This window comes from Paraburkholderia sp. RAU2J (genome assembly GCF_003634845.1).
Classification (GTDB): domain Bacteria; phylum Pseudomonadota; class Gammaproteobacteria; order Burkholderiales; family Burkholderiaceae; genus Paraburkholderia; species Paraburkholderia fynbosensis.
In genome coordinates, this window is sequence record NZ_RBXG01000002.1 from 1,193,780 (window position 1) to 1,215,808 (window position 22,029).

At 64.9% G+C, this 22,029-nt stretch carries 18 protein-coding genes and 1 pseudogene; 11 read left to right on the top strand and 8 right to left on the bottom strand.

From position 1 onward, the window contains the following. Window positions 1-48: 48 nt before the first annotated feature. Together B0G69_RS22850 and B0G69_RS22855 are read right to left on the bottom strand one after the other, a co-directional pair. A complete protein-coding gene (locus B0G69_RS22850) occupies window positions 49-687 on the bottom strand; it encodes a LysE family translocator (RefSeq protein WP_121321262.1) in 639 nt (212 codons plus the stop codon). A gap of 189 nt (window positions 688-876) precedes the next feature. After that, window positions 877-1,755: a LysR family transcriptional regulator gene (locus tag B0G69_RS22855; protein ID WP_121323832.1), complete on the bottom strand. Its 879-nt coding sequence runs from the start codon at window positions 1,753-1,755 to the stop codon at window positions 877-879. 163 nt (window positions 1,756-1,918) lie between these two features. Here B0G69_RS22855 and B0G69_RS22860 point away from each other — a divergent pair, with 163 nt between their 5' ends. The 6 genes from B0G69_RS22860 to B0G69_RS22885 all read left to right on the top strand — a co-directional run bounded on the left by B0G69_RS22860 (window position 1,919) and on the right by B0G69_RS22885 (window position 11,011). Further along, complete coding sequence (locus B0G69_RS22860) at window positions 1,919-2,353, top strand: VOC family protein (RefSeq protein ID WP_121321264.1); 435 nt, start codon at window positions 1,919-1,921, stop codon at window positions 2,351-2,353. Between the two features lie 383 nt (window positions 2,354-2,736). After that, complete coding sequence (locus tag B0G69_RS22865) at window positions 2,737-6,036, top strand: efflux RND transporter permease subunit (RefSeq protein ID WP_121321266.1); 3,300 nt, start codon at window positions 2,737-2,739, stop codon at window positions 6,034-6,036. A 29-nt stretch (window positions 6,037-6,065) separates the two neighbouring features. Next, window positions 6,066-7,289 carry an efflux RND transporter periplasmic adaptor subunit gene (locus tag B0G69_RS22870; RefSeq protein WP_121321268.1) on the top strand — a complete coding sequence of 408 codons (1,224 nt, stop codon included), beginning with the start codon at window positions 6,066-6,068 and terminating at the stop codon, window positions 7,287-7,289. A 53-nt stretch (window positions 7,290-7,342) separates the two neighbouring features. Next, window positions 7,343-8,788 (top strand): efflux transporter outer membrane subunit, encoded by a 1,446-nt coding sequence (locus tag B0G69_RS22875; RefSeq protein WP_121323833.1) that lies wholly within the window; start codon window positions 7,343-7,345, stop codon window positions 8,786-8,788. Window positions 8,789-8,867: 79 nt separating this feature from the next. Further along, entirely contained in the window at window positions 8,868-9,554 is a 687-nt protein-coding gene (locus tag B0G69_RS22880; protein ID WP_042328199.1) for a heavy metal response regulator transcription factor, read from the top strand. Further along, a complete protein-coding gene (locus B0G69_RS22885; protein ID WP_121321270.1) occupies window positions 9,551-11,011 on the top strand; it encodes a heavy metal sensor histidine kinase in 1,461 nt (486 codons plus the stop codon). Before B0G69_RS22880 ends, B0G69_RS22885 begins: the two co-directional genes overlap by 4 nt. On the opposite strand, the gene dinB is transcribed toward B0G69_RS22885, so the two are convergent. From dinB to B0G69_RS22905, 4 genes are all read right to left on the bottom strand, one after another. Further along, window positions 10,978-12,144: a DNA polymerase IV gene (gene dinB, locus B0G69_RS22890; protein WP_121321272.1), complete on the bottom strand. Its 1,167-nt coding sequence runs from the start codon at window positions 12,142-12,144 to the stop codon at window positions 10,978-10,980. The two genes, B0G69_RS22885 and dinB, sit on opposite strands and share 34 nt — an antisense overlap. 178 nt (window positions 12,145-12,322) lie before the next feature. Then, complete coding sequence (locus B0G69_RS22895; RefSeq protein WP_121321274.1) at window positions 12,323-12,901, bottom strand: YceI family protein; 579 nt, start codon at window positions 12,899-12,901, stop codon at window positions 12,323-12,325. Window positions 12,902-12,950: 49 nt separating this feature from the next. Then, window positions 12,951-13,541 (bottom strand): YceI family protein, encoded by a 591-nt coding sequence (locus B0G69_RS22900; protein ID WP_241991439.1) that lies wholly within the window; start codon window positions 13,539-13,541, stop codon window positions 12,951-12,953. A gap of 134 nt (window positions 13,542-13,675) precedes the next feature. Continuing rightward, the gene (locus B0G69_RS22905) at window positions 13,676-14,233 is read right to left on the bottom strand and encodes a cytochrome b (RefSeq protein WP_121321278.1); all 558 of its coding nucleotides are present in this window, start codon (window positions 14,231-14,233) and stop codon (window positions 13,676-13,678) included. 187 nt (window positions 14,234-14,420) lie between these two features. On the opposite strand from B0G69_RS22905, the pseudogene B0G69_RS22910 reads away from it, so the two are divergent. Together B0G69_RS22910 and B0G69_RS22915 are read left to right on the top strand one after the other, a co-directional pair. Continuing rightward, window positions 14,421-15,038 (top strand): annotated as a pseudogene (locus B0G69_RS22910) (PAS domain-containing protein); the annotation flags it as partial. A 77-nt stretch (window positions 15,039-15,115) separates the two neighbouring features. Continuing rightward, window positions 15,116-16,363, top strand: coding sequence for an arsenic transporter (locus B0G69_RS22915; RefSeq protein WP_121321280.1), 1,248 nt, complete (start codon window positions 15,116-15,118; stop codon window positions 16,361-16,363). 103 nt (window positions 16,364-16,466) lie between these two features. Here B0G69_RS22915 and B0G69_RS22920 read toward each other — a convergent pair whose 3' ends face one another. Together B0G69_RS22920 and B0G69_RS22925 are read right to left on the bottom strand one after the other, a co-directional pair. Next, window positions 16,467-16,712, bottom strand: coding sequence for a hypothetical protein (locus B0G69_RS22920; RefSeq protein WP_121321283.1), 246 nt, complete (start codon window positions 16,710-16,712; stop codon window positions 16,467-16,469). Window positions 16,713-16,923: 211 nt separating this feature from the next. After that, the gene (locus B0G69_RS22925) at window positions 16,924-17,265 is read right to left on the bottom strand and encodes a hypothetical protein (protein WP_121321284.1); all 342 of its coding nucleotides are present in this window, start codon (window positions 17,263-17,265) and stop codon (window positions 16,924-16,926) included. 487 nt (window positions 17,266-17,752) lie between these two features. Between B0G69_RS22925 and B0G69_RS22930 the strand changes: the two genes are divergently transcribed. The 3 genes from B0G69_RS22930 (at window position 17,753) to B0G69_RS22940 (ending at window position 22,017) form a co-directional block, all read left to right on the top strand. Continuing rightward, a complete protein-coding gene (locus tag B0G69_RS22930) occupies window positions 17,753-18,046 on the top strand; it encodes an EF-hand domain-containing protein (protein ID WP_121321286.1) in 294 nt (97 codons plus the stop codon). 222 nt (window positions 18,047-18,268) lie between these two features. Then, window positions 18,269-18,865, top strand: coding sequence for an efflux RND transporter periplasmic adaptor subunit (locus B0G69_RS22935; RefSeq protein ID WP_241991440.1), 597 nt, complete (start codon window positions 18,269-18,271; stop codon window positions 18,863-18,865). Beyond that, entirely contained in the window at window positions 18,862-22,017 is a 3,156-nt protein-coding gene (locus B0G69_RS22940; RefSeq protein ID WP_121321288.1) for an efflux RND transporter permease subunit, read from the top strand. Before B0G69_RS22935 ends, B0G69_RS22940 begins: the two co-directional genes overlap by 4 nt. The last annotated feature ends 12 nt before the right edge of the window (window positions 22,018-22,029 follow it).

The following is a 22,029-nucleotide window of genomic DNA, read 5'->3' on the forward strand; positions in this document are numbered from 1 at the left end:
TCTTTCACCGCATCAGTATCGCAGAGCGGCGGCGCGTGCCGAAGGCGGCTAGCTTTTCGAGGTCAGCAGCTTGATGCCGGCAATCGCGAACATGATGGCGAGCGAGCCGTCGAGCCAGCGCCGGATCGCAGCGTAAATGCGCCGGGCAGACGCGGTCGAGAACAGCACCGCGTAGCTGCTGAACACCGTGACGCCGATCACCATGCAGCCGAGCACCACCGGCAGCACGTGCGACGCTCCGCGCGCGGGCGACATGGCGAGCGAAACGATCGACAGCCAGACCAGCACCGCTTTCGGATTGGTGAGATGCAGCAGCAGGCCGCGCAGATAGAGGCGCTTGAGCGGCTCGTCGGGCCGCGCGGCCGCGGCGGGCAATTTGCCGGCGCTGAACGCGGAACGCGCGGACTTGAAGCCGAGCCACAGTAGATAGAGGCCGCCGGCAATCCTGATCGCCGTCAGGCAGTCGGAGTAAGTGGCGAGCACCGCCGATAGTCCGAGCGACGCCAGCAACGCCCACGAGAACGAACCCGACACCACGCCGAGCGCGAAAGTCAGCGCGGAGCGTCGGCCCGAGCTCATCGCCAGCGACATGATCGCGAGATTGCTGGGCCCCGGGCTCGCGGTGCCGACAAAATAGGCGCTGTAGGCGATCAGGACATCGGCGCTGAGAAAGGGGCTGGCGATCATGGGCGGGCACTCGGTGACAGGTGGTTTCGGCGACGCGCGGGACGCGGCGCGAAGGCGGATCGGGTTCGCGATTCAATGTGTGATCTGACGTGCGAACGACGATTCTGCGCGCGGTGGCGCAGGTCTCACAGATACAGTTGACGGTCCGCGCGACAGGACAATCGGCAACGCCAGGCCCCGCATCAAGCCCTACGCTCCCCCAGCGGCCACACCGACACACTCCGCTAACCCATCCGCCACCGCCTGCCGGCTATGCCGCGGCCGCTGCACGAGCCCGATCTCGCGCTGGAACGTCGCGTCGCCCAGTTCGAGCGCGGCGACGCTCGCAGGCCACTTGCCGAGCCCCGCCGTATTCGGAAGGAGCGCCACGCCGATCCCACGCGCGACCAGTTGCACGATCGCCTGCAACTCGTCAAGTTCGATCGCGTCGTGCACGTTCAGCCGCGAGCGCCGCAAAAAACGCTCGACCAGCCGGCCGCCGAACGACGTGCGGTCATAGCGGATGAACGGCTCGCTCCTGAGCAGCTCGCGCCAGGAACGCGTCCCGCGCGCGAGCTTTTTCGGCACGAGCAGCACGAATGGCTCGCTCACGAGCGTGCGCCATTCGAGTTCGGACGGCAGCGCGAACGGCGGCTTGATGATGACGGCCAGATCGAGTTCGCCGGAATCCACCTGTCCCAGCAGACCCAGCGACACGCCCGGCACCACTCGAATCCGCCAGCCGGGCCGGTCGTTGCGAAAGCGGGCGAGCGCGTCGGCGAGAAACGACACTTGCGCGGACGCGATCGCGCCCACCCGTAGCATGCCGCTTTCCGCCGCGACCGCGCCGCGTTCGGAGAGCCGCGCGTAGAGCGTCATCATTTCCTCGGCGAGCGCGAGCGTTTCGCGGCCGGCGTCGTTGAGCGTCGCGGAGCGGCCGGTGCGGTCGAACAGCGCAAAGCCGAGTTCCGCTTCGAGCCGTTGCATCTGCGCGCTGACCGCCGATTGCGTGAGGCCAATGCGCGCGCCCGCGCCGGAAAACGTGCCGTACTGACTGACGGCGAGGAAGGTCTTGAGCTCGCTGAGCATGATCGATTGATCGAAATGGGTGATGGTCAGATCAAATATATATCGTTTTTCACCACTTTTAGTCATGGTTAAAATTGCACTGAGCTGGGCTTCGCGCATGCAGCCTGTGCGGCGCCACGCCAATTGCACCCACCCCCACTTCCAGTTCAGCGAGTTGTCCATCATGAGCGTTGCCGAAAACGTTTTGCCGCCGTTCCATCTGGCGTTTCCTGTTCACAGCCTCGCCGCCGCCCGCGAGTTTTATGGCGAACTGCTGGGTTGCCCGGAAGGCCGCAGCTCGGACGCGTGGGTCGATTTCAACTTCTACGGCCATCAGATCGTCGCGCACCTCGCGCCGGAAGAGATCGGCCACCGTCAGACCAGCAAGGTTGACGGCGATGCGGTGCCGGTGCGCCACTTCGGCGCGGTGCTGTCGATGGAACAATGGCAGGCCGCCGCCGACAAGCTGAAGCAGGCGGGCATCGACTTCATCATCGAGCCGCATGTTCGCTTCAAGGGCGAAGTCGGCGAGCAGGCGACGATGTTCTTTCTCGATCCGTCGGGCAATGCGTTGGAGTTCAAGGCGTTTGCCGATATGTCGGCGCTGTTCGCCAGGTAAGCGTCACGAACCAACCGGCACGCGTCGAAAAAAACCGGCCGACCTCGAAAGGGGCGGCCGGTTTTTTCATCTGACACGTCGTGTAAAGCGCGTTGCGCTGCGCAACGTAGTTGCTTTGCACAAATCAAACTGAAAGCATGTTTCCTGATATTTCCGGATGCCGCCACATATCGCGCGACGCAACGTACCCGCAACAGGGCGTATCTTTTCTCAACAAACGTTTGCTTGTCGCCAAATACTGGCGCGGTTGAAGCGCCGCACAGGCTTACGATTTACTTCCTGACATTTGCGCCATTTTCGCGCCATGCAGGCGTTGGGGCTACAGATCTAGCATACGCGCTGACTTACCCATTCCTTACCTGCATTCTCTCGGGCGCGTTTCAATGTGGATCGTCAACGTAGCGCTTAAACGGCCATACACGTTCATCGTGATGGCCATTCTGATCTTGCTGGCGACGCCATTCGTGCTGTTCACCACGCCGGTCGACGTGCTGCCGGAAATCAATATTCCGGTGGTCAGCATCATCTGGACGTATACGGGTTTGTCGGCCGAGGACATGGCCAACCGCATCACGTCGGTCAACGAGCGCAGTCTGACCACCACGGTCAACGACATCGAGCACATCGAATCGCAATCGCTCGCGGGCATCTCGATCCTGAAGGTGTTCCTGCAGCCGAACGCGAACATCCAGACCGCGATCGCGCAGACCGTGGCCGTCGAACAGGCGCAGCTCAAGCAGATGCCGCCGGGCGCGACCGCGCCTCTGGTGATCAGCTATTCGGCCTCCAGCATTCCGGTGATCCAGCTCGGCCTGTCGAGCCCGAAGCTCTCGGAGCAGGACCTCAACGACACCGCGTTGAACTTCCTGCGCCCGCAACTCGTGACGATTCCCGGCGCTGCGGTGCCGTATCCGTACGGCGGCAAGTCGCGGCTGATTTCGGTCGACCTGGACACGCGCGCGTTGCTTGCCAAGGGGCTGACGCCGACCGACGTGGTCAACGCGTTCAACGCGCAAAACCTGATTCTGCCGACCGGCACAGCCAAGATCGGACCGAAGGAATACACGGTCAATATGAACGGCTCGCCGGACACGCTCGACGGGCTCAACAATATTCCGGTGCGCACGCTCAACGGCGCGACGACTTATTTGCGTGAAGTCGCGCACGTGCGCGACGGCTACTCGCCGCAAACCAACATCGTGAGGCAGAACGGACGGCGCGGCGTGCTGATGTCGGTGATGAAGAACGGCAACGCCTCGACACTGTCGATCGTCGACACGTTGAAAGGGCTGTTGCCGAGCGCGCGTGCCGCGTTGCCGCCGGACCTGAGCATCACGGCGCTGTTCGATCAATCGGTGTTCGTGAAAGCGGCCGTGCAGGGCGTGGTGCGCGAAGCGTTGATCGCCGCCGCACTGACCGCCGCGATGATCCTGCTGTTTCTCGGCAACTGGCGCAGCACCTGCATCATCGCGATCTCGATTCCGTTGTCGATCCTGACGTCGCTGATCGTGTTGCATGCGCTCGGGCAGACCATCAACATCATGACGCTCGGTGGGCTCGCGCTGGCGGTCGGGATTCTCGTCGACGATGCGACCGTGACGATCGAGAACATCGAGCGGCATCTGCATATGGGCACGAATCTGCACGATGCGATTCTCGACGGTGCGGGCGAAATCGCGATTCCGGCGCTCGTCTCGACGCTGTGTATCTGTATCGTGTTCGTGCCGATGTTCTTCCTGACCGGCGTCGCACGCTATCTGTTCGTGCCGCTCGCCGAAGCGGTGGTGTTCGCCATGCTCGCGTCGTACATCCTGTCGCGCACGCTGGTGCCGACGCTCGCGATGCTGCTCATGGGTCACGCGCACAAACCCAGGCCCGATGCGAAGCCGAATCTGTTCACGCGCGTTTACCGGCGTTTCGATAGCGGCTTCGAGCGCATGCGATCCGCGTACATCGTGGTTCTCAGCAGCCTGCTGGTGCGTCGCGGCAGGTTCGGCGGCGTGTTTCTCGGCTTGTGCATCGTCTCGCTGGGTCTGGTCTTGGTGCTTGGCGAGGACTTCTTCCCGACTGTCGACGCGGGCGATATCCGCCTGCATTTTCGTGCGCCGACCGGCACGCGTATCGAGGAAACCGCGCGTCTGGCCGACGAAGTCGAGAAGGTGATCCGCGAGGTCGTGCCGCCGAAAGAACTCGGCACGATTCTCGACAACCTCGGCTTGCCCTATAGCGGTATCAACCTGTCGTATAGCAACGCGGGCACGATCGGCACGTTCGACGGCGAGGTTCAGATCGCGCTGAACGAAGACCACAAGCCGACGCAGATGTACATGGACAAGCTGCGCACCATCCTGCCGCAACGCTTTCCGGGCGTGGAGTTTTTCTTCCAGCCGGCCGACATCGTCACGCAGATTCTCAACTTCGGTTTGCCTGCCGCCGTGGACGTGCAGATTTCCGGCGCGAACCAGCAGGGCAACCTGGAGGTCGCGCGCAAACTGTTGAAGCAGGTGCGGGTGATTCCCGGCACGGTCGACACGCACATCCAGCAAAAACTGGACGAACCGGTGATCAACCTCCAGATGGACCGCACGCGCTTGCAGCAGCTCAACCTGAGTGCGAACGACGTCGCGCAGAACGTGCTCATTTCGTTGTCGGGCAGTTCGCAAACGTCGCCGGGATTCTGGATCAACAACAAGAACGGCGTTGAGTACAAGGTGGCGGTGCAGACGCCGCAGTATCAGGTGTCGTCGATCGACGAATTGCTGCGCACTCCGGTGTCGGGTGCGGCCACCGGGCCCACGCAGCTGCTCGGCAACCTGGTGCGCGTCTCGCCGCAAAACCAGTTCGCGGAGATCTCGCACTACAACATCAGGCCGGTGATCGACCTGTACGTGAGCGTCGAGAAGCGCGATCTGGGCAGCGTGGCCAATCAGGTCGACAAGCTCGTGAACAACGTGCGGGCGTCGCTGCCGCGCGGCAGTCAGATTGTCGTGCGCGGCCAGGTGCAGACCATGCGCAGCTCGTTCTTCGGTCTCGGGCTGGGCGTGGCGGTGGCGATCGTGCTGGTGTATCTGCTGATCGTGGTGAATTTCCAGTCGTGGGTCGATCCGCTGATCATCGTCAGCGCGTTGCCGGCGGCGCTCGCGGGCATCGTGTGGATGCTGTTTCTGACCGGCACGCATCTGAGCGTGCCGGCCCTGACCGGCGCGATCATGACGATGGGGGTCGCCACCGCCAACAGTATCCTGATGGTCGCCTTCGCGCGTCAGCGCCTCAGCGCCGGTGCGCCGCCGCTCACCGCCGCGCTCGAAGCCGGCGCGAGCCGGATTCGCCCGGTGCTGATGACCGCGTTCGCGATGATCATCGGCATGATCCCGATGGCACTCGGTCTCGGCGAAGGCGCCGAGCAGAATGCGCCGCTCGGCCGCGCGGTGATCGGCGGTCTGCTGTTCGCGACGGTGTCCACGCTGTTCTTCGTGCCGGTCGTGTTCGCGGGCATCCACACCCGCCTCGCGCGCCGTCATCGCAACGACGACGCGGATCAAGCGGGTCACGGCGGCGGCGACGAAGGTGACCAGAGCGACCAGAGCGACCAGGGGAAGAACGGCAATAGCGGCAACGGCAACGACCACCCCGACGGCCCAGCGCCGGACCACGGCGGCGCTCCCCGGCCCGCATCAAGTTAAATGACGGCTGACTGAGATGGCTGACTGAGATGACCGAAAAAACACATGCATCGCTGGCGATCCCCTCGCGAGAAACCGAAGGCGGGCACGCGCTGCCGCCGCGCCACCGTGAATGGAAGCGCGCGAAGATCGCGCTCTGGATCGTGCTGGCGCTGCTCGCGCTGGGCGCTTTGCGCACCGTGATCGCGAACGTGCTGCAAAGCCGCTCCGTCGAGACGACCACGCAGCAGAACGCCATTCAGTACGTGAACGTGGTGAGCCCGAAGCAGACCGAAGGCGGCGGCAACACGCTCCTGCCGGGCACCTTGCGCGGCTATGTCGAGTCGCCGATCTACGCGCGCTCGACCGGCTATCTGCTGCACTGGTACGCCGACATCGGCGCACGCGTGAAGCAGGGCCAACTGCTCGCCGAACTCGATACGCCCGAGATCGATCAGGAACTCGCGCAGGCTCTCGCGCAGCGTCAGCAGATCAGTTCGAGCCTCGGCCTCGCGAAAAGCTCGCTGGAGCGCTGGCAGCAACTGCGTCAACGCGATGCGGTATCGCAGCAGGAACTCGACGAGCGGCAAAGCACCTATACGCAGGACGTCGCCAACCTCGCCGCCGCCGATGCCAACGTCAAGCGCCTGCAGCAGCTCGAATCGTTCAAGCGGATCGTCGCGCCGTTCGCGGGCGTGGTCACGCAGCGCAACGTCGACGTCGGCGATCTGATCGACGCGGGCAGCGGCACGAGCCGCGCGCTGTTCGCACTCGCGCAGTCGGACCCGTTGCGCGTCTATGTGCAATTGCCGCAGGCGTACGCGCAGAATGTGTCGGTGGGGCAGAAGGTGGTGGTCACGCAGGCGGAACTGCCGGGCCAGCAGTTTCACGGCACCGTCACGCATATGTCCGGCGCGATCGATGTGCCGACCCGCTCGCTGCAGATCGAAGTGACGCTGCCCAATCCGGACAACAAGCTGCGTCCCGGCGCATACGTGCAGGTCGCGGTGCCGGCGGCGGCGCATGCGGAACTGTCGGTGCCGGGCAACGCGCTGCTGTTTCGCGCGGAAGGGCCGCGCATCGCGGTGGTCGATGCGAAGGGCAACGTCGAACTGCGCAAGGTCGTGATCGCGCGCGACCTCGGGCAGACGCTCGAAATCGAAAGCGGCATCGGGACCGGTGACAGGATCATCATCAACCCGAGCGATTCGATCGCGGACGGCGATCACGTGCAGGTCACGCAGCCGCAGAAGAACGGTAAGGAGGCGTCGTGAGGTTCGCGGGTCCTTGCCGGACGCTCACCGCCATTGCAAGCGCAGCGGGTGTCATGTTGCTGGCCGCGTGCACGGTCGGCCCGGACTATCAACGTCCGCAAGCCGACGTGCCGCCGGCCTGGCACACCGATTCGTACTGGCGCGTCGCCGCGCCGTCGCATGCGCCGATAGCGCCGGACTGGTGGAGCGCATTTGGCGATCCGACGCTGGCCACGCTCGAGACCCAGGCGCTCGCGCAGAACCAGACCCTGGTCGCGGCGAGCGCGCACTACGAGCAGGCTCGCGCGACGCTCGCGAATACCAGCGCGCAGCGCGTGCCGGAAGTGGATATCGGCGCAACGGCCTCGCGCTTCAGGATTTCGCAGAACCGGCCGCTGACCAACTACGCGACGCCGACGCAATCGACCGTGCAGAACAGTGTGCAACTCGGGCCGACGATCAACTACGACACCGATCTATTCGGCCGGATACGTCGCGAAGTGGAGGGCGCCAAGGCTTCGGCGGAGCAATCGGCCGATGATCTGGCGAATGCGCGGCTCGTGCTCACCACCGACCTCGCCACCGACTATTTCTCGCTGCGCGAACTCGACGCCGAGATCGACGTGCTGAACCAGTCGGTGAAATTGCAGCAGAAGGCGCTCGACTACGTCACGTCCGAGCACGACCTCGGTTCCGTGTCGGGCCTCGAAGTGCTGCAGCAGAAGTCGCTGCTCGACTCGACGCGCGTGCAGGCGCAACTGCTGCTGAATCAGCGCGCGCAGTTCGAACACGCGATCGCCGCGCTGGTCGGCGTGCCGGCCCCGCAGTTCGCGATCGAACCCAAGGTGCTCGATGCGAAGGCGCCCGCGATCCCGCTCGGCGTACCGAGCGATGTGCTGCAACGCCGCCCGGACATCGCTTCGGCGGAACGCGCGATGGCGGCGGCCAACGCGCAGATCGGCGTCGCCAAGGCGGCGTTCTTTCCGAGCCTGACGCTGACGCCGGGCATCGGCTGGGAGAGCACGCAGTTCGCCAGCTTGCTGAGCGCGCCCACACTGATGTGGACGCTCGGCGCGACGGTCGGCCAGGTGCTGTTCGACGGCGGCCGCCGCGCGGCCGACGTCAAGTTCGCGAGCGAGGGCTATCAGGCCACCGAGGCGACCTACCGGCAGACCGTGCTCAATGCGTTCCAGCAGGTGCAGGACGGCATCACCGGGCTGTCGGTGCTGGACGGCGCGGCGAAGCAGTCGCATGAAGCGGTGAGCGATGCGCAGCGTCTGCTGTCGCTTGCCACCGACCGCTATTCGGGCGGTCTCGTAGCATACCTCGACGTGATCACCGCGCAGCAGTCGCTACTGAACAGCGAGCGCCAGGACGTGCAGATTCACGGCCAGCAGATGACCTTGTCGGTTGCGCTGGTGAAAGCGCTCGGCGGCGGCTGGGAGGCCGGCGCCGATGTCGCGGGCGCGCCGCACGACGCTCAGCCCGCCGCTCAGGAGGCGATGGCTCCCGCAAGGTGAGCCGCCGGTTCATGATGCATCCGCGCACGCAGGAGGAATTCGAAGGCGTTTCGTATAATGGACACTCAAGGGGATGCGCATGAAATTGCTGATTGTTGAAGACGAGCACAAGGTGGTGGACTACCTGCGCTCCGGTTTGACAGAGCAGGGCTGGGTCGTCGACGTGGCGCTGGACGGCGAGGAAGGCATGCATCTGGCCACCGAATTCGATTACGACGTGATCGTCCTCGACGTGATGCTGCCCAAGCGCGACGGTTTCAGCGTGCTCAAGGCGCTGCGCATGCGCAAGTCGACGCCGGTCATCATGCTGACCGCCCGCGACCATGTGAACGACCGCGTGCGCGGCCTGCGCGAAGGCGCCGACGACTACCTGACCAAACCCTTCTCATTTCTCGAACTGGTGGAACGGCTGCATGCGCTGGCGCGCCGCACGCGTTCGCAGGAATCCACGCTGATTTCGGTCGGCGATCTGTTCGTCGATCTGATCGGCCGGCGCGCGACGCGCGACGGCGTGCGCCTCGACCTGACCGCGAAGGAGTTCCAGCTGCTCAGCGTGCTCGCGCGGCGGCAAGGCGACATTCTGTCGAAGACTGCGATCACCGAACTCGTCTGGGACGTCAATTTCGACAGCCACACCAACGTGGTCGAGACCGCGATCAAACGATTGCGCGCGAAGCTCGACGGCCCGTTCCCCTCGAAGCTGCTGCACACCGTGCGCGGCATGGGCTACGTGCTGGAGGTGCGCGAAGAGGCTGAATCGTCATGAACCGTTCGATCGCTCGCCGCCTCGCATCGATGTTCGCGCTCGTCGCGCTGTTCGTGTTCACGCTGGTCGGCACCGGGCTGTTTCTGGTGCTGCGCACGCAGTTGGAACATCACTTGCGCGAGTCGCTCGACGATCGCACGCAGATCGCCCGCATCATCGTCTATCACGCGGTGACGCCGGAAAAATGGCGCATGGCCCGCGAAAAGCTCACCGACATGACGCCGCACGACAGCAGCACCGTGTACTCGGTGTCGAGCATGGACCCGTCCTACAACTACGGCAAGCCGGTCGACGGTCCCGTCGTGAAGAACTGGCCCGGCGGTTATACGCGCGTGACCCCGCCCGGGGGCGGCCAGGACATGCTCACGTTCACGCAGACCATTCCCGCTAACGGCACGCGTCCGCCCGTGCAATTGCAGGTGGCGTCGAGCTACTCGCCGAATGTGCGCACGATGCGCGTGTTCGGCTCGGCGCTCGCCGCGCTGTCCGCGTTGGGCAGTCTCGCTGTGCTGCTGCTCAGCTATTCGGTGACGCGCCTCGGGCTCGCGCCGCTCACGCGGCTCACGCGCGATGCGTCCGCGGTGAGCCCGAACAACCGTTCGCAACGTCTGAACACCGCGTCGCTGCCGCTCGAACTGAACGATCTCGCGAACTCCTTCAACGGCGCACTCGAACGTCTGGACGGCGCGTATGGCCGCCTCGAATCGTTCAACGCGGACGTCGCGCACGAACTGCGCACACCGGTGACGATCCTGATCGGCCAGACCGAAGTGGCGTTGACGCGCAACCGCTCGGTCGACGATCTGCGTCATACGCTGCAATCGAATCTCGAAGAGTTCGAGCGCATGCGCGCGATCATCAACGACATGCTGTTCCTCGCGCGCGCCGACCAGGGCGAGCGCGCGACCGGTCTGGTCGAGGTATCGCTGGCCGCCGAAGTCGCACACACGCTGGAGTTTCTGGAGATTCCGCTCGAAGAAGCGCGCGTGTACGCGAGTTTGCAGGGCGACGCGCAGGCGCGCGTGAATCGCTCGCTGTTCGGCCGCGCATGCGCGAATCTGCTGATGAACGCGATCCAGCATTGCGAGCCGGGTGCGACGATCAAGGTGACGATCGTGCGCGACGGCGATCAGGTGCGCATCGCGGTGGCGAACCCCGGCGAGCCGATTGCGCCGGACGTGCTCGAACATCTGTTCGACCGCTTCTATCGCGCGGAAGTCTCGCGCACGAACAGCCGCGAAAACCACGGGCTGGGTCTGGCGATCGTGAAGGCGATTGCGGAGATGCATCGCGGCACCGTATCGGCGCACAGCGAGCAGGGGATCAACACGTTTGCGTTTTCGGTCGCGGTATCGCAGATCGGCGCAGACGCGCAGATCGCGCGCCCGAATGGCCCGAATGCCGGCGCGACGGTCGCGGGCGGTTACTCGTCGCTCGCGAAAGGCAAGTCGGCCTGAACCGGCACACGCGGCTTCAGCGCCGGCGCGTTGGCGGGCGTCAAGGCGCTTACGCGCACGCCGAGCAGGCGCAGCTTGCGATTCAATTCCACCCGCCGCAGGCACTCGGTCGCCGCACGGCGGATTTCGATGGCGTCCGCGGTCGGCTCGTCGAGCGTCAGATCGCGCGTGACCGTGCGGAAATCGTCGTAACGCAGTTTGATGCCCACGGTCCGGCCCACATAACCCTTGCGCACGAGATCTTCCGCGACCCGCACGCATAGCCCCGTGAACGAACTGGACAGCGCGGGCCGGTCGTGACGCGGATGCAGATCGCGCTCGAACGTGGTCTCGCGGCTCATCGACTTGGGTTCCGATTCGACCACCACTGGCCGCTCGTCATAACCTTGGGCGACCTGCATCAGCCAGCCCGAATAGCTGCGCCCGAAATTATCCTGCAACAGTCCCGCGTCCGCCGCCGCCAGATCGCCGACGGTGGCGAGCCCGAGCGCGGTCAGCTTTTCCGCGGCCTTCGGGCCGATGCCGTTGACCTTGCGCACCGGCAGCGGCCAGACGCGCAACGGTATGTCGGCGGGCGTGAGGATCGTGAGGCCGTCGGGTTTGTCCAGTTCGGAGCCGATCTTCGCGAGCAGCTTGTTCGGCGCGACACAGATCGAGCAGGTGAGCCCGGTCGCCTGATTGACCGCCTGCTTGATGCGCGCGCCGATCTCGCTCGACTCGCCCGGCAAGCCCGTCAGATCGATATAGATTTCGTCGATGCCGCGATCTTCGATGCGGTCCGTGAACGCCGCGACCGCCGCTTTGAACAGGCGCGAGTAGTGACGGTACGAATCGAAGTCGGTGGGCAGCAGGACCGCGTCGGGTGCGAGTGCGGCCGCCTTCATCATGCCCATTGCCGAAAACACGCCGAGCGCGCGCGCTTCGTAGGTGGAGGTGGTGACGACGCCGCGGCCGGCATAATCGCGCAGCTTCGCGAAGCGGCGGCTGCCGTCTTCGAGCGTTTGTGGCGCGGCGTTGCGCCCGCCGCCGATCACCACCGCCTGGCCGCGCAGCTCCGGATAGCGCAACAGCTCGACAGATGCGTAGAACGCATCCATGTCGAGGTGCGCGATGCGGCGGGCGGGAGTACTCATGGGTGGTAACGACGGATGACGGCCACGGCAGCGGACAGTTCATTCGATGCGCGTGCCGTGCTGCCGTGCGGAATGGCCTGCTGCGTCGGGCAGCGGCCAACGCGGAAGACGATTCGCCGCGCGCCCGCTGCCAAACCGTCATATTACCTTGAGTGCCTTGCCGCGTCCGCCGAGGCGATTACTGCTTGATGCCTTCAGCCTGGATGTGCAGCGTGGTCTGCATCTTGAAGCCGTAGGCCTTGCCGAAGTCGACGCCGAAATCGTCGCGGTTGAATGTCGCGGTCGATTCCGTGCCGCACACTTCGCGCTTGAGCATTGGGTTGACGAAGCACTTGAACGATTCGATCTTCAGATTGACCGGCTTCGAGATGCCGTGCATCGTCAGCGTGCCGATCACTTCCACCGGCTTGTCGCCGTCGAAGCGGATCTGCGTGCCCTGGTAGGTGGCGGTCGGGAACTTCGCGGTGTCGAAGAACTTGTCGGTGACGAGCTCCGCGTCGAGCTTGTCATTGCCGATGTCGACCGACGTCATGTCGATCGTCACGTCGACCGTACCGGTCTTCGCGGCGCGATCGAGCACGACGGTGCCGCTGCTCTTCTTGAACTTGCCGCGCCAGGTCGAGATGCCGCCGAAGTGGTCGGTCTCGAAGCTCGGGTACGTGTGGGTCGGATCGAGCTGATACGTATCGGCTGCCATCGCGTTGAACGACAATGCAGCGGCCAGCGCGCCCGTGGCGAGCAAAAATTGTTTCTTCAAGTTGTACTCCAGGTTTTAGAAAAGTGCTGCGGTGTTTCGGTGTTGTGCGTTACTTCTTTGCCGCGACGAGGTGAAACTTGATGACGACTTCGTCGGCGACGACCGACGTGTCTTTCCATTCGCCGGTGCCGACATCGAACTGCGAGCGCTTGATCGGCAGCGCGCCGTCGAAGGTTTGCATGGCGCCCTGGCTCGCGATGGCGACCGGCACCACGACGGTTTGCGACTTGCCCTTGATGGTCAGCTTGCCGGTAATCCGGTACTGGTTGCCGCCGGCCGGCGCGATCGCGCTCGACACGAAAGTCGCGGCGGGGAAGGCCGCGCTGTCGAACCATTCCTTGCCTTGCGCCTGCTTGTTGTAGTCGTCGGCGCCGAGGTCGTAGCTGCCGGTGTCGATCGACACGTTGGCACTGCCGGCGGTGGGCTTCGCCGGATCGAAATTCAGTTGCGCGGAGAACTTCCTGAACTTGCCGTCGACCGGCACGTTCATCTGCTTCGTCGTGGCGATGACCGTGCTTTTGCTCAGATCGACGTCGGCGTGCGCGAGGCCCGAGCCGAACAGCGTGAGTGAGGCGAGGCCGGCGAGCGTCGCGCGGCGAACGGATTGAAGACGCATGGTATGGGAAGAGGTTGATTTCATGGTGGTACGCATCCTATCGAACCCGCGTGCATTGATTGCACACCGCAGGGAATTAGATTGCCAATGAGCCGTGGCCAATCACGGCCACGCCGGCGCCGGTTACCGCACGGCGCACGGCGTAATCGCTGTAATCGTCACTTGAGGAACGGCATCATCCGGCCGAGCAGTCCGTCGCGATCGACGAACTGATGCTTGAGCGCGGCCAGCACGTGCATGGCCACGAGCGCAAGCAGCGTGTAATTGAGCAGCACGTGGAGCGTGCGCAGCGTGGCCTTGAGCGCCTGATCCGGGCCGATGATCGTGGGCAGCGGCACGATGCCGAGATACACCACCTGGATGCCCGCCGCCGAGCTGTAGAAGTAGCCGGACAGCGGAATCGCCAGCATCAGCAGGTACAGCAGGCCATGCACCAGATGCGCGGCCGCCTTCTGCCACGCGGGCGTGGCGTGCTCGAGCGGCGGCGCGCGGTGGCTCGCGCGCCACAGCACGCGCAGCACGGCGAGCACGAACACGGTCACGCCGATCCACTTGTGCCACGAGAAGTACTTCAGCTTGGTGGGCGTGAAGCCGGGGATATCGGTCATGATCCAGCCGATATAGAAGCCGCAGACGATCAGCACCGCGATCAGCCAGTGCAGCGCAATCGCGCCGCCGTTGTAGCGTTCTTTGTTACCGGAAGGACGTGATGGCATGTTTGTGCTCGTGCATGGCGAGGTCTTGTGTGGATGTCGCGTGTGAAAGCGGATGGTAGGGAGGCTGATGAAAACTGAATAGGCGGGTGCAAGAGAACAGATTGTTGTGGTAGTAACGCTAATGTGATTGAAATACGCTCTCGCTGTGGTAATTTTCCGGCTGACTCGCAATGAGGAACGACCACCGATGACCCGTACGGGAAAGCAATCCGCCGCGCTCCGCGCGGATTTTTTGCGGCACGAGTTGCAGGAAGCGGCGCCTCGCGCGACGGGCGTGGAAGGCTACATGGAGCACGACGCGGCCGTCTACAGGACCCTGCTCGAATCGACCCGGGCGATTCCGTGGAAGATCGACTGGGCCAGCATGGAGTTCGCCTATATCGGTCCGCAGATCGAAGCCCTGCTGGGCTGGGCACCGTCGAGCTGGAACAGCGTGCAGGACTGGGCAGCGCGCATGCATCCGGAAGACCGCGACAAGGTGGTCGAGTTCTGCGTCGCGCAGTCGAAGGCCGGCACCGATCACGAAGCGGACTACCGCGCGTTGACGAGCCGCGGCGAATACGTGTGGCTGCGCGACGTCGTGCACGTGGTGCGCGACGAACGCGGCGAGGTGTCGGCGCTGGTCGGTTTCATGTTCGACATCAGCGAGCGCAAGAAGGTCGAAGAGAAGCTGGCCGCGTTGCAGCTCGAACTCGAAGCGCTGTCGTTCAAGGACGGCCTCACGTCGGTCGGCAATCGCCGCGAGTTCGACGCGGTGCTGCAACGTGAATGGAGCGCTGCTCAGCGTCATGGTTCGCCGCTGTCGCCGGCTCTAGCGCGCTTGCGCGGCGTCGGCAAGATGCCACTGTGTTCGCTCACAAGCCATCATCCAGGGCCTATGCCGTGAATTCCATTTTCCTGTCTTGGGGTATCGCCGCCATCGCGACGGCCGGCGTCATCACGCGGCCTTTCAAATGGCCCGAAGCCGTGTGGGCCGTCGCCGGCGCGCTCCTGCTGGTGTCGCTCGGGCTCTTGCCCGCGCACCTCGCGTTCGAGGCGATCGGCAAAGGCACCGACGTCTACTTGTTCCTGTTCGGCATGATGCTGCTGTCGGAGGTGGGTCGCCGCGAAGGTCTGTTCGACTGGGTCGCGGTGCTGGCGGTCAACCACGCGCAAGGTTCGCCGCGCAGGCTGTTCGTGCTGGTGTACCTGTTCGGCGTGGTGATCACCGCGTTTCTGTCGAACGACGCCACCGCGGTCGTGCTCACGCCAGCCGTGTTCGCCGCAGCCAAAAAAGCGAAGACGCGGCCGCTGCCGTTGCTGTTCGTCTGCGCGTTCGTCGCCAACGCGGCGAGCTTCGTGCTGCCGATTTCGAACCCGGCCAACATCGTGCTGTACGGCAATCACACGCCCGCGCTCGGCGCGTGGATGATGCGCTTCACGTTGCCGTCGGTGCTGTCGATCGTCGCGACTTACGTGATGTTGCGCTGGACCCAGCGCGGCGCGCTCGCGGGCATCTGTGAGGCGAATCTCGAAGCCGTCGAACTGTCGTCGAGCGGACGCGTCGCGCTGGCCGGCATCGCGGTGACGGCGGGCGTGCTGCTGACGGTCTCCGCCTACGATGTCCCGCTCGGCATGCCCACGGCGATCCTCGGCGCACTGACCGCGCTGGTCGTGCTGATCCTTGAGCGCAAGTCGCCGCTGCCGATGATCCGCGAGATTTCGTGGAGCGTGCTGCCGCTGGTCGCCGCGCTGTTCGTGCTGGTCGAGATGCTCGATCACACCGGCGTCATCACGGTGCTGGCCACGACGCTGCGGCGCGCGACCGAACACAACGAACTGGCGACGGCGGGTTGGGCCGGCGCGATCATCGCGTTCGGCAGCAACCTGATGAACAATCTGCCGGCCGGGCTGATCGCCAGTTCGACGGTGTTGCAGGCGCAGAGCCCGGAGCGGGTGATCGACGCGCTGCTGATTGGCGTCGATCTCGGCCCGAACCTGTCGATCACCGGCTCGCTCGCGACAATCCTCTGGCTCAACGCGATTCGCCGCGAAGGCGAGGACGTGAGCTTTATCAAGTTTCTGAAGGTCGGCGTGCTCGTGATGGTGCCCGCGCTTGTGCTGGCGCTCGGCGCGCGGCTTCTCTTCTGACCGGCTGACCGGCTGACCGGCTGACCGGCTGACCGGCTGACCGGCTGAGCGGCCAGGCGGCTCGGGTCGAGCCTTGCGGGCGGGTTGCTCCCCGGCGCGGGCTTCACCGCTGCGTCGCGGTTGAACCCCGCTGCCGCTCCGCGCGGGTCGTTTCCTCCGCCGCGCTCAACGAGCGCAGCGTCGCTTCGAGCCGCGCGATGCGCGCCCGTTGCGCGGGCATCATCGACTCGCGGAGCAGCGCGCGTAGACGCTGATGCCAGTACGACAGCGGAAAGCGGTCGCGCGTCGTGATCAACCCGAAGACGACTTCGAGGTGCCCAATTTCCTTGTCGATGTCTTGATGTCCCATCTGATGTTTCCAAAAGAATGCCGCTGTAGCCGATGCTGCCTGAAAGCGTTCAGCAAGCGCCATTCCAGGGCCCGTGCGGCGCGCGCCGGTGGTGGCCTCTTCTCCATCGCAACGATTTGTCGGCGGGTCTGCGCACAGTCTCTTCCATGCGGGCACCGGCGGTCTTTTGCCGTGATCCGCACACCGGACAGCCCGCACACCGAGCGCACGCTCAGCGCGGCATCATCACGACCGGTTGCGCGTAGCTGACGGCGGGAGCGGGCGCGACCGCATAGGTGGTGGGCGGGGGCACGACGACCGTGGTGTACATCGGCGCCGGCTCGAGCGGCGGCACTGTCACGGCCGCCGTGACGGGCACCGCCACAGGCGCGGCAACCGGAGGCGGCGCCATCACATACACCGGACTGACCGGCACCGCGTAATAGACCGCCCGCGGCGGCGGCGCGTAGACCACGGCCGCGGGCATATACACGACGCCCCTCGCGAATGCCGTCGACGAACAGGCAAGACCGAGGGCGGCAAAAGTAGAGGCGCAGACAAGACGAATAGTCACTTGGTACTCCTGAGGCGTTGAGCGGCGCGTCTTCCGGCGAAGCGGCCGCTCGACTGTGGTCCGGATTCGCGTGGAAGCTCGGCCGTTCCGTGAGGGCGCGTGTGGCGCGAAGGGTGCCGGCGGCGCATGTGGTGCTTGCTAATGCCTGCTGCGCCGGCAAACCAAAGATACGCAACGTGCGCGCAAAACGGCACGGCAAACTCATTTCATTCGATGTCGCGACGAGACCGCCTGCGATCAGGTGCGTGGCCTCGTATTCGTCTGTGTGAAGCAAGTGCTGTGCGTCGCCGGGAAGCCCGCGCGAAGGGACGCGCAAGGGCCGCGTGAAAGGCGGCGCAGGCGCTCGCGAAAGCCCATGACATAACTCGACATGATTCTGCAATTGCCAGCCGGCGGCGCATCCACAAGAATTCGGCCTGTCATCGAAACGGATCGCGGCATCGGCAGGCGACGCAAGATGGCTCAACCTCAGTCGAAGGAGTCAGTCATGAAAAAGTTGCTCGCCGCGATGCTGCTGTGCTGCGCCTCTACCGTCACGTTCGCGCAGAGCGCCGCGCCGCAAGGCGCCAACCCGCAGCGTATGGAGCGCATGGCGCAGCAGTTGCAAACGCGCTTTTCAAACGCTAACACCACGCACGACGGCAAGCTCACCAGGGCGCAAGCCGAAGCGGGCATGCCGAGGGTCGCGCAGCATTTCGACGAAATCGATACGCAGAAGGCGGGCTACGTCACGTTGCCGCAAATTGCGGCATTCATGCAGGAACGCGCGGCAGCGCACTGAGCCGCGCGAGCATCGGCGGGATCGTAGAAGGTGGCGCGGTGCGGCGTGCGCAACCGCCTTGGCCGCCTCGCCGCTTGATCAGCTCGGGCCGTCACCGTGCGAAGCCCGTGGCCGACGCGTAACGCCGCTAACGTGGCGCCGCCATTTACCCGTGGTCTGTTCTGCTTCGTCTTGCGCCGTGCCGCGCGCGCCGCGCCATGCTGTCGAACCATCAGCCGCACTTTGAAGTCTGCGAAAACGCGTGATGAAACCTGCCACGTCCCGCCGCCTGCGCATCGTCAGCGCGTCGTTGATCGTCTCGCTCAGTGCGGCGCTGACCGGGGCTATGTGAATTTCACGCTGAACGAGCGCGACGCGAACCGCATTGGCCTCTTCACGCGACCGCCGCGCACGGTGCGCGTCAACGTGCCCGGCGCGCCCGCCGCTCAAGCCCAGGACGCCGCGCTCGAATTCGTCGATACGCGGGTGACTTCCGACAGCGGCACGCTCAGGCTGCGCGCCGATATCGCGAACCCGGACGCGCATCTGATTCCGGGCATGTCGGTCGAGGTGCACATCCCCGCCGGGGCGCCGCACGACGTGCTGCTGGTGCCCGACACCGCCTTGCTGCGCGAACAGGCGGGCGCGTTCGTGCTGGTCGTCAACGGCGCGGGCGTGATCGAACGGCGCGCGGTGACGACGGGCGGCCTGTTCGGCGCGCAGCGCGCGATTACGGCGGGCCTCGACGCCAACGACCGGGTCGTGACGGGCGGCGCGCTGGCGGTGTCGCCCGGCGTCAAGGTGCAGGTGATCGCCGCCGCCGCGCAGGGCCGCTCATGATCCGCTTCTTTGTCGAGCGGCCGGTCTTCGCCAATGTAATCGCGCTGATCGTGATGTTGCTGGGCGCGGTCGCGCTCATCAATCTGCCGATCGCGCAATATCCGCCGATCACGCCGCCCACCGTGCAAGTGGTCGCGCGCTTCCCTGGCGTGAGTGCCGCGACGCTGATCAACCGCGTGGCGCTGCCGATCGAATCGCAGGTCAATGGCGTGGAAAACGCGCTGTACATGCAGTCGACCAGCACGAACGACGGCACCTATACGCTCACGGTCACGTTCGCCGTCGGCACCGATGTCGACAAGGCCCAGGTGCTAGTGCAGAACCGCGTGCAGGCCGCTACCGCGCAATTGCCGCAAGCGGTGCAGCAGCAGGGCGTGACCGTGCGCAAACGCTCGACCGCGATCCTGCAGCTCTACACGCTCGAATCGCCTGACCCAGGCTACGACTCGCTGTTTCTCAGCAACTACGCGGTGATCAATCTGCGCGACACGCTCGCGCGTTTGCCGGGCGTCGGCGACGTGACCGTGTTCGGCACCGGCCAGTACAGCATGCGCGTGTGGCTCGACCCGCGCAAACTGAGCCAGCGCAATCTGAGCGCCGCCGACGTGATGCAGGCGATCCAGAGCCAGAGCCGGGACGTGAGCGCGGGGCAGCTCGGTTCCGAGCCGAACGCTGGCGGCGCGGCATTCCAGCTCACGGTGACGATGCAGGGCGCGCTCTCCACGCCGGCCGAGTTCGACAACATCATCATCAAGGCCGATCCGGATGACGGCGGCCGCTTCGTGCGGATTCGCGACGTCGGGCATAGCGAACAGGGCTCGTCCAGCTACGGGCAGTTCTTCAATCTCGACGGCCGGCCCGCGACGGGCATCGCCATTTATCAGTTACCCGAAGCAAATGCGCTGGAAGTCGGCAACGCGGTGAAGGCGACCATGGCGCGTCTTGCAAAGAACATGCCGCAGGGCATCAGCTACCAGTTGCCGTTCGACACGACCACCTTCGTGCGGCAATCGGTAGTCGACGTGTACAAGACGCTGTTCGAAGCGGCCTTGCTGGTGCTCGCGGTGATCCTGCTGTTTCTGCAAAACTGGCGCGCGATGCTCGTGCCCGCCACGACGATTCCGGTGACGATCATCGGCACGTTCGGCGCGATCTACCTGCTGGGTTTCTCGATCAATCTGTTGACGCTGTTCGCGATCGTGCTGGCGATCGGCATCGTGGTCGACGACGCGATCGTGGTGGTCGAAGGCATCACGCAGCACATCGAGCAGGGCAAGGCGCCGAAGCAGGCCGCGATCGACGCGATGCACGAACTGCTCGGGCCGATCGTCGGCATCACGCTGGTGCTGATTTCGGTGTTCCTGCCGTCGGCGTTCCTGGGCGGCGTCACCGGCCAGATGTACCGGCAGTTCGCGCTGGTGGTGGTGGCGACCACCGTGATCAGCGCGATCAACGCGGTCACGCTCAAGCCGGTGCAAAGCGTGCGTTGGCTGCGGCACGCGCGGCCCGGCAAGCCGAACGTGGTTTATCGCGTGTTCGACCGGGGCTATGCGCGCGTCGAAGGCGTCTATGTGCACGTGGTGTCGTGGTTCGTGCGGCACTGCGGCCTCGCGCTCGTGATTGCGCTGGTGCTCGGCGCGGCGTCCGTGTTCCTGTTCACGCGCGTGCCGACCAGTTTCATTCCGCTCGAAGATCAGGGCTATGTGCTGATCGCCGCGCAACTGGCCGACGCGGCCTCGCTCGAGCGCACCCGCGAGGCGAGCAGGCAGATCGAAAAGCGGATCGGTGCGATTCCGGGCGTGAACCACGTGGTGTTCATCGGCGGCATCTCGCCACTCGACAACAACGCCTCACTGCCGAATTCCGCGCTGATCTACGTGACGCTCGACGACTGGAGCAAGCGCGGCAAACGCGAGGATCTGCGCTCGCTGTATTTGCGCATGAATAGCGAACTGGCGACGCTGCCCGACGTCCGCTCGGTGGTGATCGTGCCGCCGCCGATCCAGGGCCTCGGCAACAGCGGCGGCGTGCAACTGCAGGTGTTCCTCACCGACGGCACGCAGAACTATCGGCGCCTGCAGGAAGCCACCGACGCGCTGATCGCGAGCGTCGCGAAGCGCCCTGAATTGCAGCGCGTGTTCAGCCCGTTCCGCGCGGCGGTGCCGACCGTCGAACTGACGCTGGATCGTGCAAAGGCCGAGTCGCTGCAGGTGCCGGTGGGCAACGTGTTCGATCTGTTGCAGGACTATGTCGGGTCGAGCTACGTGAATCAGTTCACCGCGTTCAACCACACGTTCCCCGTGTTCGTGCAGGCGGACGGCGCGTTCCGCCGTCAGACCGACGACATCCGCCGTCTGCAGATTCGCAGCAACAGCGGCCATATGGTCGAGCTGGGTACCTTCATCGACGCGCGTCCGAGCGTCGGCCCGGCCGTCGCGACGCTTTACAACCTCGCGCCGGCCGCGGCGATCAACGGCAATCCGGCGGCCGGCTTCAGCACCGGCGACGCCATCGCCGCGTTTGAACAGGAAGCCGCGCGCATCCTGCCGTCCGGCATCGGTTATGAATGGACCGCGATGTCGTATCAGGAGAAGCTGGTCGGTAACTCGGCGTACTGGGTATTCGCCGTGGGCGTGCTGCTGGTGTTCTGCGTGCTGGCCGCGCAATACGAAAGCTGGCTGCTGCCGGTGGCCGTGGTGCTCGCGGTGCCGCTCGCCTTGCTCGGCACAGCTGGCACGCTCGCGTTGCTCGGCGCCGCCAACAACCTGTACACGCAGATCGGTCTCGTGCTGCTGATCGCGCTGTCGGCGAAGAACGCGATCCTGATTGTCGAATTCGCGCGGCATCTGCGCGCACGCGGCGTGGGCATCGCCGAGGCGGCGGTGGAAGCGGCGCGGCTGCGCTTCCGGCCGATCATGATGACCTCGTTCGCCTTCATTCTCGGCGTGGTGCCGCTCGTGATCGCCACCGGCGCTAGCGCGAGCGCGCGCCGGTCGCTCGGAATTGCGGTATTTTCGGGAATGCTCGCGTCGACCTGCATCGCCGTGCTGTTCATTCCGTCTTTTTACGTGCTGCTGCAGCGTCTTTCCGAACGGCAAGCGGCGAGGCGGACGTCATCCGGGATGTCACCCGACACGCCGCCGGACGCTTAAACCGAGGAGCTT

What these genes read in the sequence shown, in the direction of transcription:
- B0G69_RS22940 (WP_121321288.1), top strand. Translation starts at nt 18,862, where the DNA reads ATGATCCGCTTCTTTGTCGAGCGGCCGGTCTTCGCCAATGTAATCGCG.
- B0G69_RS22860 (WP_121321264.1), top strand. Translation starts at nt 1,919, where the DNA reads ATGAGCGTTGCCGAAAACGTTTTGCCGCCGTTCCATCTGGCGTTTCCT.
- B0G69_RS22905 (WP_121321278.1), bottom strand. Translation starts at nt 14,233, where the DNA reads ATGCCATCACGTCCTTCCGGTAACAAAGAACGCTACAACGGCGGCGCG.
- B0G69_RS22920 (WP_121321283.1), bottom strand. Translation starts at nt 16,712, where the DNA reads ATGGGACATCAAGACATCGACAAGGAAATTGGGCACCTCGAAGTCGTC.
- B0G69_RS22885 (WP_121321270.1), top strand. Translation starts at nt 9,551, where the DNA reads ATGAACCGTTCGATCGCTCGCCGCCTCGCATCGATGTTCGCGCTCGTC.
- dinB (WP_121321272.1), bottom strand. Translation starts at nt 12,144, where the DNA reads ATGAGTACTCCCGCCCGCCGCATCGCGCACCTCGACATGGATGCGTTC.
- B0G69_RS22855 (WP_121323832.1), bottom strand. Translation starts at nt 1,755, where the DNA reads ATGCTCAGCGAGCTCAAGACCTTCCTCGCCGTCAGTCAGTACGGCACG.
- B0G69_RS22865 (WP_121321266.1), top strand. Translation starts at nt 2,737, where the DNA reads ATGTGGATCGTCAACGTAGCGCTTAAACGGCCATACACGTTCATCGTG.
- B0G69_RS22880 (WP_042328199.1), top strand. Translation starts at nt 8,868, where the DNA reads ATGAAATTGCTGATTGTTGAAGACGAGCACAAGGTGGTGGACTACCTG.
- B0G69_RS22930 (WP_121321286.1), top strand. Translation starts at nt 17,753, where the DNA reads ATGAAAAAGTTGCTCGCCGCGATGCTGCTGTGCTGCGCCTCTACCGTC.
- B0G69_RS22875 (WP_121323833.1), top strand. Translation starts at nt 7,343, where the DNA reads ATGTTGCTGGCCGCGTGCACGGTCGGCCCGGACTATCAACGTCCGCAA.
- B0G69_RS22900 (WP_241991439.1), bottom strand. Translation starts at nt 13,541, where the DNA reads ATGAAATCAACCTCTTCCCATACCATGCGTCTTCAATCCGTTCGCCGC.
- B0G69_RS22850 (WP_121321262.1), bottom strand. Translation starts at nt 687, where the DNA reads ATGATCGCCAGCCCCTTTCTCAGCGCCGATGTCCTGATCGCCTACAGC.
- B0G69_RS22870 (WP_121321268.1), top strand. Translation starts at nt 6,066, where the DNA reads ATGACCGAAAAAACACATGCATCGCTGGCGATCCCCTCGCGAGAAACC.